The sequence below is a fragment of the Caldisericia bacterium genome (genome assembly GCA_021158845.1).
In the GTDB taxonomy this organism is placed as follows: domain Bacteria; phylum Caldisericota; class Caldisericia; order B22-G15; family B22-G15; genus B22-G15.
Window position 1 is genome coordinate 1 of the sequence record JAGGSY010000104.1, and the last position, 15,181, is coordinate 15,181.

13 protein-coding genes, 1 tRNA gene and 1 other annotated feature are annotated in these 15,181 nt (G+C 39.2%); of the genes, 13 read left to right on the forward strand and 1 reads right to left on the reverse strand.

Features of this window, described 5'->3' with window-relative positions; genetic code table 11:
• Positions 1-51 precede the first annotated feature (51 nt).
• From rpmG to J7J33_04055, 13 genes are all read left to right on the forward strand, one after another.
• Positions 52-201 (forward strand): 50S ribosomal protein L33, encoded by a 150-nt coding sequence (rpmG, locus tag J7J33_03995; GenBank protein MCD6168452.1) that lies wholly within the window; start codon positions 52-54, stop codon positions 199-201.
• A tRNA-Trp gene (locus J7J33_04000) sits at positions 202-277 on the forward strand. It abuts the gene before it with no gap.
• A 24-nt stretch (positions 278-301) separates the two neighbouring features.
• Positions 302-493 (forward strand): preprotein translocase subunit SecE, encoded by a 192-nt coding sequence (secE, locus tag J7J33_04005; GenBank protein MCD6168453.1) that lies wholly within the window; start codon positions 302-304, stop codon positions 491-493.
• Between the two features lies 1 nt (position 494).
• On the forward strand, positions 495-1,052 hold the full coding sequence (nusG, locus tag J7J33_04010; GenBank protein MCD6168454.1) for a transcription termination/antitermination factor NusG: 558 nt from the start codon (positions 495-497) through the stop codon (positions 1,050-1,052).
• 12 nt (positions 1,053-1,064) lie between these two features.
• Positions 1,065-1,490, forward strand: coding sequence for a 50S ribosomal protein L11 (rplK, locus tag J7J33_04015; GenBank protein MCD6168455.1), 426 nt, complete (start codon positions 1,065-1,067; stop codon positions 1,488-1,490).
• Positions 1,491-2,204, forward strand: coding sequence for a 50S ribosomal protein L1 (locus tag J7J33_04020; protein MCD6168456.1), 714 nt, complete (start codon positions 1,491-1,493; stop codon positions 2,202-2,204). It begins immediately after the preceding gene.
• Positions 2,182-2,317, forward strand: a sequence feature (ribosomal protein L10 leader region). (Overlaps the previous gene by 23 nt.)
• Positions 2,318-2,323: 6 nt before the next feature.
• Positions 2,324-2,845 carry a 50S ribosomal protein L10 gene (locus tag J7J33_04025; GenBank protein ID MCD6168457.1) on the forward strand — a complete coding sequence of 174 codons (522 nt, stop codon included), beginning with the start codon at positions 2,324-2,326 and terminating at the stop codon, positions 2,843-2,845.
• Between the two features lie 12 nt (positions 2,846-2,857).
• A complete protein-coding gene (rplL, locus tag J7J33_04030) occupies positions 2,858-3,229 on the forward strand; it encodes a 50S ribosomal protein L7/L12 (protein MCD6168458.1) in 372 nt (123 codons plus the stop codon).
• 45 nt (positions 3,230-3,274) lie between these two features.
• Positions 3,275-6,694 carry a DNA-directed RNA polymerase subunit beta gene (locus J7J33_04035; GenBank protein MCD6168459.1) on the forward strand — a complete coding sequence of 1,140 codons (3,420 nt, stop codon included), beginning with the start codon at positions 3,275-3,277 and terminating at the stop codon, positions 6,692-6,694.
• Positions 6,691-8,769 (forward strand): elongation factor G, encoded by a 2,079-nt coding sequence (gene fusA, locus J7J33_04040; protein MCD6168460.1) that lies wholly within the window; start codon positions 6,691-6,693, stop codon positions 8,767-8,769. Before J7J33_04035 ends, fusA begins: the two co-directional genes overlap by 4 nt.
• Complete coding sequence (rpoC, locus tag J7J33_04045) at positions 8,766-12,830, forward strand: DNA-directed RNA polymerase subunit beta' (protein MCD6168461.1); 4,065 nt, start codon at positions 8,766-8,768, stop codon at positions 12,828-12,830. Before fusA ends, rpoC begins: the two co-directional genes overlap by 4 nt.
• A gap of 20 nt (positions 12,831-12,850) precedes the next feature.
• Positions 12,851-13,525: a DUF554 domain-containing protein gene (locus tag J7J33_04050; GenBank protein ID MCD6168462.1), complete on the forward strand. Its 675-nt coding sequence runs from the start codon at positions 12,851-12,853 to the stop codon at positions 13,523-13,525.
• Between the two features lie 126 nt (positions 13,526-13,651).
• Complete coding sequence (locus tag J7J33_04055) at positions 13,652-14,806, forward strand: trypsin-like peptidase domain-containing protein (GenBank protein ID MCD6168463.1); 1,155 nt, start codon at positions 13,652-13,654, stop codon at positions 14,804-14,806.
• 1 nt (position 14,807) lies between these two features.
• Here the strand turns inward: J7J33_04055 and J7J33_04060 are convergent, their stop codons facing one another.
• Positions 14,808-15,074 (reverse strand): hypothetical protein, encoded by a 267-nt coding sequence (locus J7J33_04060; protein MCD6168464.1) that lies wholly within the window; start codon positions 15,072-15,074, stop codon positions 14,808-14,810.
• Positions 15,075-15,181: the final 107 nt, after the last annotated feature.

Here is a 15,181-nt window from a genome sequence, read left to right on the forward strand (position 1 = left end):
GAAGAACTGTTGGTGCTGGAGTAATATCCAAGGTTATAGAGTAGGTGGAAGATGAGAGTTATAATTACTCTTGAATGTACTGAATGTAAAAGAAGGAACTACACAACAACTAAAAACAAGAACAACGATCCTCAGAGATTGGAGCTTAGGAAGTATTGTCCTTACTGTAAGAAACATACCCTTCACAGGGAGGTGAAGTAAAGGCCCGTAGCTCAATTGGCAGAGCACCGGTCTCCAAAACCGGGTGTTGGGGGTTCAAGTCCCTCCGGGCCTGCCATTTATTATGAGTAAAAAGGTAAGTTTGTTTAAAAGGATTTCAAATTTCTTAAAAGAGGTAAAGGTAGAGTTTATACACAGGACGAGTTGGCCTACAAAGGAGAGGCTTGTTGCATCCTTTGTTACAGTGCTTATATTTATAGCATTCTGGGCTGTTTATATTGGGATTCTTGATTCAATATTTGCATACCTCTTAAGACTTGTAATTACAATATAGTATGAGTAAGGAAAAGGTTGTGGAGAAAGAAAAGAAAGAGAAAAGGTGGTATATTGTTCACACCTACTCTGGTATGGAAGAGAGGGTTAAGAAAAACCTCGAGCAGAGGATAGAGACCTATTCTATGCAGAACAAGATTTTCAGAGTAGAAGTTCCTGTGGACTGGAAGGTAAAACTCAAAGATGGAAAGAGACAGATTGTTCCAGAAAAGGTATATCCAGGTTACATACTTGTGGAAATGATAATGGATGATGAGTCATGGTATATAGTTAGAAACACTCCAGGTGTTCTTGGTTTTGTTGGTGGTGGAGGAAAACCCATTCCACTCACTGAAGAGGAAGTAAGAGAGGTAATGGATAGAATTGGAATAGAGGAGGCAAAGGCACAACTTACCTTCTCTGTAGGAGATACTGTTAAGGTTATAGGTGGACCTTTTGATCAGATGATAGGCAAGGTGGAAGAGATATTTGAGGATAAGGAAAAAGCCATAGTGAGATTGTCAATCTTTGGCAGAGATATACCTGTTGAGATTGACTTTGTACACTTAGAGAAGATATAATAAGGAGGTATTATGGCTAAAAAAGTTGAGGCAATAATAAAATTACAGATTCCTGCTGGAAAGGCAACTCCTGCGCCTCCAATAGGTCCTGCCCTTGGACAGAAGGGTGTAAACATCATGCAGTTCTGTAATGAATTTAACAAAAAGACAAAGGACCAGGATGGAATTCTTATTCCAGTTGTTATAACTGTATATACAGATAAGTCATTCACTTTTGAAATAAAGACTCCACCAGTTTCTGCACTTATAAAGAAGGCATTGAAGATTGAAAAGGGATCAGGTGAACCGAACAAGGTTAAGGTTGGAAGACTATCAAAGAAACAAGTTGAAGAAATTGCAAAGAAGAAGATGAAGGATCTCAATGCTGGGTCACTTGAGGCAGCTATGAGAATAGTTGAAGGAACTGCGAGAAGCATGGGTGTTGAGGTTGAAAGGTAGGTGAGAAAGATGGGAAAAAGATACGAGGCGCTTTTAGAGAAGATTGAGAAAGGGAAAAAGTATACCCTTGATGAAGCGATAAAACTTGTAAAAGAACTTAAATCTGCCAAATTTGACGAGAGTGTGGAGGTTCACATTCAGTTAGGAGTGGATCCCAAGAAATCTGATCAGAATGTCAGAGGTTCTGTTCTTCTTCCACATGGAGTTGGTAAGACAAAGAGAGTTCTCGCCTTTGCTAAAGGTGAGAAGGCTAAGGAGGCAAAAGAAGCTGGTGCAGATTATATTGGTGATCAGGAGACCATAAAGAAGATTCAGAATGGATGGCTTGACTTTGATGCTGTTGTAGCCACTCCAGATATGATGCCCATGGTTTCAAAGTTAGGAAGGATCCTTGGACCAAGAGGACTTATGCCAAATGCCAAAGCTGGAACAGTATCTATGGACATTGGAAGAGTTGTTCAGGAGATTAAAAAAGGAAAAATTGAATTTAAGATGGATAAACTTGGAAACATTCATGTTTCCATAGGTAAAGTGAGTTTCCCTGAAGAGAAACTCAAAGAGAATCTTGTTGCACTGCTTGAAGCTTTACTTAAAGCGAAGCCAGCTACAGTGAGGGGCCAGTTTATAAAGTCCATCTACCTTTCTCCAACAATGGGTCCCTCAGTAAAACTTGATGTTCAAAAGGTTTTAAACGAAATTAAAAAAGTTGCCTGAGAAAGTGGGTGCTTTTTAAAAGCTTAATGATGTTTTCGCCCACCGAGGCAAGAGAAATTGGGAAAAGAGGTTTCTTCTTGTCCTTCGGTGGAAGGATATTTTAATTTTAGGAGGCAGTTATGATAACAAGGGAAAGAAAGAGAGAACTTCTAAAGGAACTTCAAGAGAAGGCAGAAAAAGCAAAGCTTATGCTCTTTACAACCTTCAGTGGAATCACTGTGCCAGAGATCTCTAACTTAAGGCGTAGCATTAAAGAAAATGGAGGAGAACTCAAAGTTTATAGAAACACTCTTTTAAAGATGGGACTTACGGAAAAAGGATTTGAAGTGGATGATGAGATTTTTACCGGTCCTACAGCAGTTGTCTTTGGATATGAAGACCCATTCCCTGTTATGAAAGTGGTAAATGATTTTCAGAAATCGCACAGGAGAAACTTTGATATAAAGGGTGGACTCCTTGGAACACTTAAATTGACCAAGAGTGATATAAAGGAACTTTCATCACTATCTTCTATGCAGGAACTTTATGGAAAACTTGTCTGGGGAATGAAAGCTCCTCTTGCAAGGCTTGTTTTTGCCCTTAAGTATCCTGCCATGAAATTGATCTTTGTCTTAAATCAGATAAAAGATAAAAAAGCATAAAAGGAGGAAGGAATGACTAAAGAAGAAATTTTAGAAGCAATTGAAAAGATGAGCGTAACTGATCTTGTGGAGTTGGTAAAAGCTCTTGAGGAGAAATTTGGTGTATCTGGAATGCCAATGGCAATGCCAGTTGCTGGTGGTGGTGGTCAGCAGGCAGCACAGGAGGAAGAAAAAACCACCTTTGACGTTGTTTTAACCAGTGTTGGTCAGGCAAAGATTCAGGTCATTAAAGTTCTCCGTGAGATCCTTGGTGTCTCCCTCAAGGAGGCAAATGAACTGTGCAAAGATGTTCCTAAAACTGTAAAGAAGGGAGTAAGCCAGGAAGAGGCAGAGGAAATTAAGAATAAACTCTCCGCTGTAGGTGCTACAGTGGAGATTAAATAGAACCCCGATTTATCGGGGTTCTTTCCCTTTTAAACTGGAGACAATATGGAGATAAAAGAAGTTAAAAACTTCAATAAATTTTTATTTCAGCCTGAGATTCCCGATTTACTTGAATTCCAGAAGGAATCTTTTTTTAGATTTATAAACGAGAAAATACCGAAACTCCTTGAAGAAATCTCACCAGTTGAGACCCCAAAGGCGGAACTTGAATTTTTTGATCCAAAAGTTATTCCACCAGAGCTTTCAGTTGAGGAGTGTAAAGAGAGAAAACTCACATACTCAGGGAATCTCAAGGCAAAGGTGAGAATTATAAATAAAAAGAGTGGAGAGATAAAAGAGCAGGAGGTTTTCTTAGGAGAGATTCCATATATTACACCTCATGGTTCTTTTATATTTAATGGAGCAGAGAGAGTGGTTGTTTCTCAGCTTATAAGGGCACCAGGAGTATATTTTACCACTCCATCATCTGCTCATTCTGGAAGAGTCCTCTTTGAAGCAAGGTTAATTCCAGAAAGGGGAACTTGGTTTATCTTTGAGATTGAAACAAGTGGAACAATCGTTGTAAGGCTAAATAAAGGTTCAAGGAAACTCTACTTCCCCACTGTTTTAAGAGTCTTTAAAGAACTTACAGATGATGAAATCCTCGAGATGTTTAAAGAGAAGAGAAAAATAAAAGTAGGTGTGCTTGATGCAGATAGATTTATTCCAGCCACCTTTGCTGAAAATATATTTGATCCAGAGACAGGAGAGATTATCTACAAAGAGGGAGAGGAGATTACTCAGAAAAAACTTGATTACATAGCTTCCCTTGGTATTCACTATGTTGAAATATACAAGGAGATGGTGGATCCAATCATAATTAAGACCGTTGAAAAGGATCCAAACAAGACCCAGAAGGATGCAATAATTGAAATCTACAGGAAGTTGAGACCTGGTGAGAGGATAACCTTTGAGTCAGCCAAGAATCTTATAAATCTCATGTTCTTTGATAAAAAGAGGAACTTCCTTTCAGATGTTGGAAGACACAAAATAAATCAGAAGTTTGGCCTCAATCTCAAGGATAACATAGTAACCTTTGATGATCTTGTGGCGATAATAAAACATGCTGTGAAGATAAAAAATAAAGAGGCAGAACTTGATAACATAGATCATCTTGGAAACAGACATGTGAGAGGAGTAGGAGAACTCCTCGAAGTAAATATGAGGTTTGGTTTGTTGAGAATGGTTAAAGTTGCCAAAGGTAGAATCAGTACATATTCAGAGGATAGATACACAGCACAGCATCTTGTAAATTCAAAACCAATAACGGCAGCTCTCCAGAGTTTCTTCGGAACAGGACAACTTTCCCAATTTATGGAGCAGACAAATCCTCTCTCTTCTCTTACTCACAAGAGAAGACTCTCCTCTATGGGACCAGGCGGTTTGACCAGAGAGACTGCAGGACTTGAAGTGAGAGATATTCACTCATCACACTACGGTAGAATCTGTCCTATAGAGACTCCTGAAGGGCAGAATATTGGACTCATAAACTCCCTTACAGTATTTTCTAAGATAAATGAGTATGGATTCATAACGACTCCATACAGAAGGGTGAAGAATGGGAAGATAACTGAAGAGATTGTGTATCTTGAAGCTGGTGAGGAAGAAAAGTACTACATAGCACAGGCAAACACACCTGTTAATAAGAAAGGTGAACTTCTTAAAGATGACAAAGGCAATCTCTTAAATGATGGGATAGCTCTTGGTAGACATCAGGGAAGTATCGTTGAGATACCTCTTGAAAAGATTGATTTCATTGAAGTTTCACCACTTCAGGTGTTTTCTGTTTCAGCATCTCTCATTCCATTCCTTGAGCATGACGATGCAAACAGAGCTTTGATGGGATGTAATATGCAGAGACAGGCAGTTCCTCTACTCTTTCCAGAGGTTCCACTTGTGGGAACTGGAATGGAAAAGGTTGTTTCAAGACACGACCCAAGTGTTGTAATATCTGAGATAGATGGTAAAGTGGAGGAGGTTTCATCTGATAGGATTGTTGTTCGTGGTAGCAAAGAGAGAAAGATATACAAACTCAAGAAATTTGAAAGGTCAAATCAGGACACATGTATAAACTCAAGACCCATAGTTAAAAAGGGAGAGAAGGTAAAGAAGGGCCAGATCATTGCAGATGGACAGGCAATAAAGGATGGAATACTGTCTCTTGGAAGAAATCTCCTTGTTGCATATCTTCCATGGAGAGGGTACAACTATCAAGATGCAATTCTTATAAGTGAAAGATTGGTAAAGGATGATGTGTATACATCTATTCATATAAAGGAGTATGTGACCACTGTAAGAGATACCCGTGCAGGTCCTGAGATATTAACCCGTGATATTCCTAATGTTGATGAAGTTGATTTAAGAAATCTTGATGAAGATGGAATAATAAGGATAGGCGCAGAGGTAAAAGCTGGAGATATACTCGTTGGAAAACTTGCTCCAAAGACAGAGGTTGATACCTCTCCTGAATCAAAGATCTGGAGAGCAATGTTTGGTGAGAAGGGGAGAGATGTTATAGATGTCTCCCTGAGACTCCCACCCGGTGAATTTGGAACTGTGATAATGACAAGAGTCTACTCAAGAGACAAAGGTGATGAACTTCCCATTGGAATAAATAAACTTGTTAAGGTTCTTGTGGCACAGAAGAGAAAGATAATGGTTGGAGACAAGATGGCTGGTAGACACGGAAATAAAGGAGTTGTTGCAGCAATACTACCTGAAGAGGATATGCCTTTTAGAAGCGATGGAACACCAATAGACATAGTTCTCTCTCCACTCTCTGTTCCATCAAGAATGAATATAGGACAGGTTCTTGAAGCCATGCTTGGACTTGTTGCATACAAAATGGGATTCAGAGCAGAGGTTCCAATTTTCTCTTCTTTGAGCGAGAAAGATATAGAAAAGATGCTCAAGAGAGCTGGTTTTAATGTAAACAGCAAAGAGATCCTGTACGATGGATACACAGGTGAACCATTCCTTGCCCCTGCCCTTGTTGGATACACATACTTCATGAAACTGAACCACCTTGTCCTTGATAAAGTTCACGCAAGATCTACTGGGACCTACTCCCTTGTTACCCAGCAACCTCTTGGAGGAAAATCCCAATTTGGAGGCCAGAGACTCGGTGAGATGGAGGTCTGGGCTCTTGAGGGTTATGGAGCAGCACATCTGATTCAGGAAATGCTTACAGTGAAATCCGATGATATAGAGGGAAGAAGGAAGGCATACGAAGCTATAGTGAAGGGAAGAGATATAGAAGAGGTTGGAATACCTGAGTCCTTTAAGGTTCTAATTAGAGAACTCAAGGGACTTGGTATTTCAGTAAAAACAATTCCTCCTATAGAGAAAAAAGAGGAGAAAAAGGAGATAAAATTCTTTCTTCCAACAAGAAGAAAAAAAACTAAGAAAAAAGAGGTGAATCAATGAAAACATTAGAACCCTCTAAAATTAGAAATGTTTCTTTTGTATCTCACAGTGGAGCTGGAAAGACAAGTCTTGTTGAGTCTATGCTTTTTGTTTCAAAGGCGATAGATAAAAAGGGAAGCACTGATAAGGGAAACACTGTCTCTGATTTTGAGCCAGAGGAGATAAAAAGGCAGATAAGTATCTCCACATCACTAATTCCCATATTCTGGAAGGATCACAAGATAAATATACTTGATACCCCTGGATTCCTTGAGTTTTTTGCAGAGGTTAGGGGTGCATTAAGGGTTTCAGAAGCTGCCGTTGTTCTTGTGGATGCCTCTTCAGGTGTTGAAGTTGGAACTGAAAGGGTCTGGGAGTTTGTAAAGGAAGAGGAGATTCCTGCATGTTTTGTTGTAAGCAGAATGGATAGAGAGAATGCAAACTTTGAAAAAGCACTTACCAGTATCAGGGATTTCTTTGGTTCAGACGCTGTTCCCCTCATTCTTCCCATTGGTCAAGGGCAGAGCTTTAAAGGTGTTATAAACCTTCTTACAGGAAAGGCAAAGATATTTGAAGGTGGAAATGTAAAGGAAGTGGATATTCCTGATTCTGAGAAGGAAAAGTTTGAAATGTACAAGAATGAGCTTGTAGAGAAAATAGCAGAGAATGATGAGGAGTTGTTGGATAAGTATCTCAATGAAGGAGACCTTTCTCCTGATGATATAAAGAAGGGTCTAAAGGAGGGAATAAAGAATAGGATGATATTCCCTGTTCTTGTTTCTTCCTCCGTATCTGATATAGGAACAGAGGAGATTCTTGATTTTATCGTTGATGAATTTCCCTCACCATATCTTAATGAGAAACGCTACGGTAAGAAGCCCAATTCAGGTGAGGTTGTTGTTGATAGCATTGATCCAGAAAAGCCCTTCTCTGGTCTTGTATTTAAGACATTTACTGATCCATTTGTGGGAAGAATTAACTTTGTAAAGGTTTACACTGGAAAACTGACAAGTGATATGAAGGTACTCAATGTGGATAAGGGTAAAGAGGAAAGGGTTTCAAATCTCTTCTTCATAAGGGGAAAGAATCAGGAGAAAACAGACAAGATTCTTGCAGGAGATATGGGAGTTATTGCAAAACTCAACCATACCCTTACAGGAGATACCCTTTGTGATTCCAACTTTAAGGTGAAGTATGATTGGTTGAAGTATCCTGAGCCAGTCCTTTCATATGCAGTGGAACCAAAGAGAAAGGAAGATGAGGATAGATTGAGTACAGCAATATTCAAACTCACCGCAGATGACCCCACTTTTATTGTTGAAAGAAACGATGTAACAAAACAACTCCTTATAAAAGGCATGGGAGCAACACACCTTCAGGTGATGGTTGAAAAACTGGCAAGGAAGTTTGGAGTGGAAGTTACCCTAACTAAACCAGAGATTGCATATAAAGAGACAATAAAGGGAACTGCAAAGGCAGAGGGAAAATATAAGAAACAGACAGGTGGTCATGGTCAGTATGGTCATTGTTTCATTGAGATAAGTCCTCTTGAGAGAGGAAAAGAGTTTGAATTTGTTGATAAGATATTTGGTGGAGCAATTCCAAAGCAATACATTCCAGCTGTTGAGAAGGGAATTAGAGAGACAATGAAGGAGGGAATACTTGCCGGTTATCCTGTTGTAGATGTTAAGGTTGTTCTCTATGATGGCTCATACCATCCTGTGGATTCATCTGAACTTGCCTTTAAAATCGCTGCATCAATGGCTTTCAAGAAGGCAATGGCAGAGGCAAAACCAGTTCTTCTTGAACCAGTACTTGAAGTGGAGATTAGAGTTCCAGAGCAATTTCTTGGAGATATAATATCAGACCTCAACACAAGGAGAGGGAAGATACTTGGCATGGATTCAGAGAAGGGAATTTCCATAGTGAGAGCCTTCGTCCCTGAGGCTGAGATGCTTACATATGGACTGGATCTTGCATCTTTAACTCAAGGGAGGGGTTACTTCACAGCAAGATTTGCAAAGTATGAAGAGGTTCCAGCAAGGATTGCAGAAGAGATAATAAAGAGAAGGAAGAGAGAAGAGGGTAAGGAATAACAGGAGGTGAACTTTTGACTGAAAAAAAGTTTCAGGCAATTCAGATCTCCCTTGCCTCTCCAGAAGAGATCCTTTCGTGGTCTCATGGAGAGGTGAAGAAGGCTGAAACCATAAATTATAGAAATTTCAAACCAGAAATGGATGGTCTCTTCTGCGAGAGAATCTTTGGACCTGTAAGAGATTACGAGTGTCATTGCGGAAAATTAAAAGGAATTAGATATAGAGGACTTGTATGTGAGAGATGTGGAGTTGAAATTACCTCATCAAAGGTTAGGAGAGAGAGATTTGGTCACATAAATCTTGCTGCTCCTGTTGTACATATATGGTACTTCAGGGCAACAAATATAATACCCATCCTTCTTGATTTGTCAAAGACTGATGTTGAAAAAATTGTTTACTACGCATCCTATGTAGTTATAGATAAAGGAAACTCTCCCCTTAAAGATAAGCAAGTTATTTCAGAGGAGGAGTATAGAGAGTATAAAGAAGCAGGATATGATTTTGTGGCGAAGAGAGGGGCAGAGGCAATTCTTGATTTACTTAAAGGTCTTGACCTTCCAAAACTTAGAGACGAACTCCTTAAAGAGATTAGAGATTCCAGTTCAAAACAGAGAAAGATTCACGCAATGAAGAGACTTGACTATGTTGAAGCGTTCATAAATTCTGGAAACAAACCAGAGTACATGGTTCTTACAGTTTTACCTGTTATTCCACCAGATTTAAGACCACTCCTCCCCCTTGAAGGAGGAAGATTTGCCTCAGTGGATTTGAATGATCTCTACAGGAGGGTTATCAATAGAAACAACAGGTTGAAGAAACTCATAGCAGTAAATGCACCGGACATAATGCTGCAGAATGAAAAGAGGATGCTCCAGGAAGCAGTGGATGCGTTGCTTGACAATTCCCACAAGACTCATCCAATTATTGGTTCCCACAACAGACCTCTTCGTTCTCTATCAGATATTTTGAGGGGAAAACAGGGAAGATTCAGACAGAACCTCCTTGGAAAGAGAGTGGATTATTCAGGTAGAAGTGTTATAGTTGTTGGACCAAATTTAAAGCTTGATGAATGTGGTGTTCCAAAGAGCATGGCTCTTGAACTCTTTAAGCCTTTCCTCATGCATGACCTTGAGGAGAGGGGAATCGCAGTAAACTTGAGAAATGCAAAATGGATGATAGAGAGAGCGGTAAAAGAACCAGATAGCAATGTGTGGAAGGTTCTTGCAGATACAGTTAAAGATTATGTGGTTCTATTGAACAGAGCTCCAACCCTTCATAGAATGAGTATACAAGCTTTCAAACCTGTTCTTGTTGATGGAGAGGCAATTCAAATCTCTCCTCTTGTCTGTCCACCATTCAATGCAGATTTTGATGGAGACCAGATGGCAATACACCTTCCTCTCTCCATTGCTGCACAAACTGAATCAAAATACCTTCTGCTTTCAAAATACAACACCGTATCTCCAGCGCATGGAAGACCTATTACACTCCCTGTGCAGGATGTGGTTGCTGGATGTTACTACATAACACTCATAAAACATGGAGCAAAGGGAGAAGGACTTAAATTTTACACTGTTGATGATTTGAGGGCAGCCCTTGAAGAGAAGAAGGTGGAGCTCAATTCAAAGATAGATTTTTACTGGAATGGAGAGTGGATAAAGGATACAACAGTTGGTAGAGTACTATTTAATGAGCTCATTCAATCTGTATTAAAGGACCCAACATTCCCATTCTTTAACAAACTCATTGATCAGAAGAGTATAAACGAACTCTTCAGCATGGTATTTAAGAGGTATGGTTTTGAAAAGACTGCGGAACTACTTGATGAGGTACAGAAGCTTGGTTTTGAAATGGTCACCCTTTCAGGTTTAACCATAGGTATGGATGATATGGTAATTCCAAAGAGGAGAAGAGAGATTTTAAGAAAGGCAGAGGAGAAAGAGAAAAAAATTAAAAAATTCTATGAAGAAGGGCTTTTATCTGAAGAGGAAAGGTATAAGAAAACCATAGAGGTCTGGCTTAAAGCTGTTGAGGAATTGAAACAGGAGATATTTGTAACATACGATCCCTTTAACTTCCTGTTCCTTATGGCAGCATCTGGGGCAAGAGGAAAACCAGAGCAGATACTCCAGATGGTTGGAATAAGGGGACTCATGTCAGATCCATCTGGAAGAATTATAGAATTTCCAATAAAGTCAAATCTTAAAGAGGGACTATCTGTGCTTGAATACTTCATTTCAACTCATGGGGCAAGAAAGGGTCTTGCAGACACTGCACTTAAAACTTCAGATGCTGGTTACCTTACAAGAAGACTTGCAGATGTTTCCCATAAGGTGGTTGTAAAGTATGAAGATTGCAGTGAGATACCTGTGAGACCACTTAGGATAGAGAATAAGATTATTAAATCTTTATACAGGCAGATAGTTGGAAAGATTGCAGCAAGAGATGTGATTGATCCAAAGACTGGAGATATTATTGTAAAGAAGGATCAGGAGATAACAAGAGAACTTGCAAAGGAGATAGAGGAGAAGGGAATTGAAGAGGTATGGGTAAGAAACTTCCCAGAGGGAGTGTATGTAGAGGAGATTAGAGAAGGTCAGAGAGTTATTGAGACCCTTGAAGAGAGAATTCTTGGTAGATATGCTGCAGAGGATATTTATACCCCGTCAGAGAAGGAGATAATGTTTAAAGTTGGTGATGAAATTCCAGAGGGAGCATGGTTATCACAGGATATATTTGATAAAGATGAGAGACTCCTTTTCAAAGAAGGTGAACTTGTAACTGCAGAGCTTGTTAAGAAGGTAAAAGAGAATGGAATAACTGAGTTTCCCATAAAGATTCCTGTGGAATCTGAACTCATTCTTAAAGAGGGAGAGGAGATAGATGAAGAGGCAGTGGAGAAGATAAAGAAAGCTGGAATAAAGAGAGTAAAGATAAGATCAATTTTCACATGCAAGGCACCAAATGGAGTTTGCGCGAAGTGCTATGGTAGAGATCTATCCACAGGGAGACTTGTAAATGTGGGAGAGGCAGTAGGAATTGTAGCTGCTCAATCCATAGGAGAGCCAGGAACCCAGTTAACTTTAAGAACCTTCCACACAGGAGGAGTTGCAGCAAAGGATATAACTACAGGTTTACCAAGAGTTGAGGAACTCTTTGAAGTGAGAAAGCCAAAAGGTGGAGCTATAATATCGGAAGTTACAGGTTATGTGAGGATAAAAGATGAAGAGGATTCAAGAAAGATAATAGTTACTCCAAGATCAAAGACAAAGGCGCTTGAACTTTACTCTACATTGATAGATGCCCTTGAAAAACTTGTAAATGTTAATTCAAAAACTACAATATATGACGCTGACCTTGATGAGGAACTCATTGAGGCACTTAAAGAGGTAAAATTGGAAAAGGTTCAGGATATTTTATCCCTTGATAAGGAAGCCATTGTCTCAAAATTAATGGGTAAAGAGACAGTTTACTCTGTTGCATATGGTAAGAGTTTAAGAGTTAAGGATGGAGATTTTGTTATGGCAGGGGATAGATTGACTGAAGGACCACTTGATCCACACAAACTCTTCCAGGTGAAGGGGATTAGAGATACAGAGCAGTACCTACTTCAGGAGATTCAGAAGGTTTACAAAGGTCAGGGTGTGAATATAAACGACAAACACATAGAGATAATACTTAGGGAGTTAACGAGGAAAGCGGTTATAATTGAACCGGGTGATACAAAGTTCTATCCAGGCCAGGAAGTTGAGAGAACAGAGGTTGAAGAGGAGAATAGAGTTGTTAGAGCTGAGGGAAAGAAACCTGCAACCTACAAAGTGCTTCTATTGAGACTCACCAAGGCGGCACTTTCTTCTGATTCATTCCTCTCTGCCTCATCATTCCAGGAGACAACAAAGGTTCTTGCAGAGGCAGCCATTGCTGGAAAGACTGACACACTGGAAGGTCTTAAAGAGGCAGTAATTGTTGGAAGTTTAATTCCTGCAGGAACAGGCTTTTCAGATTATGACAGTGTAAGGGTCAAAGAGAAGCAAGAGAAAAAGGAGAGGGAGAGCGTTTAAAACGCTCTTCCTTCTTTTATATGAAGGGAACCATTGTAAACATTATTGCAGTTCTTGTGGGAGGTGGGGTTGGCTTATTAATTGGTAATAAACTTCCAGATAGAGTTAAAAAGATTGCCATGGAGGGGGTTGGACTTTCATCACTTGCCCTTGGATTTATACTTTCGTTAAAGACTGACAACATAATTATTATGGTATTTTCTGTGATTCTTGGAGCAGTTGTGGGGGAGATTCTAAAAATAGAAGATTTTCTTGAGAGAGTGGGAGATAGGATAAAAAGGAAGATAAAAAGCGAAGGCTCTTTTACAGAAGGTTTTATCACTGCATCACTTATATTCTGTGTGGGATCAATGACCATTGTTGGAGCTATAAATGAGGGTCTCACTGGCGATGCTACACTCCTTTATACAAAATCCATCCTTGACGGAATAACCTCAATTGCCCTTTCCTCCACTCTTGGTATTGGTGTCCTTTTTTCCACACTTTTCATACTTATCTATCAAGGAGGATTAACAATTGGTGCGTCTTTGGCGAGATCTCTTCTAACTACCCACACTGTAAATATGATTACAGGTGTTGGGGGTGTTCTAATAATTGGAATTGGACTAAACATACTGGGACTTAAGAAGCTGAAACTATCAAACTTTTTACCTGCCCTCATCTTTGCCTTCATCCTCTCAATATTTTTTAAGTGATTTATCCAAAAATTGCAACGGATAGTGCCTGGCACCCAGAGTCGTAAGGTCTAAGTAACAAATTTAATCTGGGGTGTATAATAAAAGATGAAGTTTAAATTGCTTGTTTAAAAAGGAGGTAAAGATATGAATGGCTTTGGAGAGTATAGACCTTATAGAAGACCAAGTATAGTTTTATGGATTATTGTGTTTCTAATTGGTGCTTTGGTTGGCGGTGGTGTAGGCTCTTTTATTACAATGAAGTATTTTCCACAGGCGAAAGAAAGTTCAAGCACTCAGACTCCAACTAAAACACAGATTATAGAGACCACAAAAATTATCAATCTGGAGGAGTCTCAAATAATAAAAGTAGCAGAGGAAGCTGGACCTGCTGTGGTTACCATATCTACCAAGAAGATTGTTTCAGGTTTCTTCTTTACATACGAGACTCCAGCACTTGGTTCTGGATTTATAATCTCCAGTGATGGGGATATAGTTACAAACTACCATGTTATTGAAGATGCAAAGGATATAACTGTAACTCTTTCTGATGGTAGGGAGTTTACAGGTTTTATCGTTGGAACGGATCCATCTTCAGATGTAGCTCTTTTAAAGATAAAGGCAAAGGATCTTCCCCATCTTGTATTTGCAGATTCCTCTAAATTAAAGGTGGGTCAAATGGTGGTTGCCATTGGAAATCCATATGGTCTTGATCACACAGTAACGTCAGGCGTAGTTTCCGCTTTAGAGAGGACTCTTTCCTTTGAAGATGGAAGGACTCTTGTGGGAGTTATACAAACTGATGCAGCAATAAATCCTGGTAATAGTGGTGGACCACTTTTGAATATGGCAGGAGAGGTTATAGGAATGAACACTGCCATAAAAAGTGGTGCCCAGGGTATAGGTTTTGCAGTTTCATCAAATACAGTTGTAAAGGTTGTTTCTGATTTAAACAAGTATGGTAAGGTTGTCTGGCCATTCCTTGGTATAGGTGGTGTCTCAATAAACGAAGATATTGCAAAGAGGGAAAAACTCCCAGTAGATAAAGGAGTTCTTGTTTTGAAAGTTTATCCAAACACTGCAGCAGATAAAGCAGGTTTAAAGGAGTTTGATATAATAACAAAATTTGATGGTAAGGAAGTCACAACAGTTCAGGAACTTACCAAATACATAAGGGAACATGAAGTTGGTGATACAGTTAAAATTGAGATAATCAGAGGTAAGAAACACATGATACTGAATGCTACCCTCAAGGAGAGACCGAGAAGTATTGGAAAGATAGATCAAAGTTATCTAATTTAACTTATACACCCTCTTCGGCAGGAAAAATTCCGACTATAAGAGATTTATTTATAAGGCAGAAGTCAGCTTTTGCTATCTTCTCAGTCTGCATTGTGCTTTTAATCTCCACATCAGTGAGAGGAATAAAGCTAACCTCCTTAAGAAATCTGTTTATTGCGTCTGAAAATCTCATGTTTTGAGGAACTGATATCTTCCCCCTGATTATATAGTTTTGTATTACAATGTTCACCTCTATTTTTCTTACCTTTGGTCCAATAGGAACTGGCATATTAACCTCCTATCTTACAAATTTTAATTTCATCAATGACTTTTTCTTCCTCTTTCAAAATCAAACCTCTCCTCCATACTTAATTTAAACTTAATTTAATATTAAAC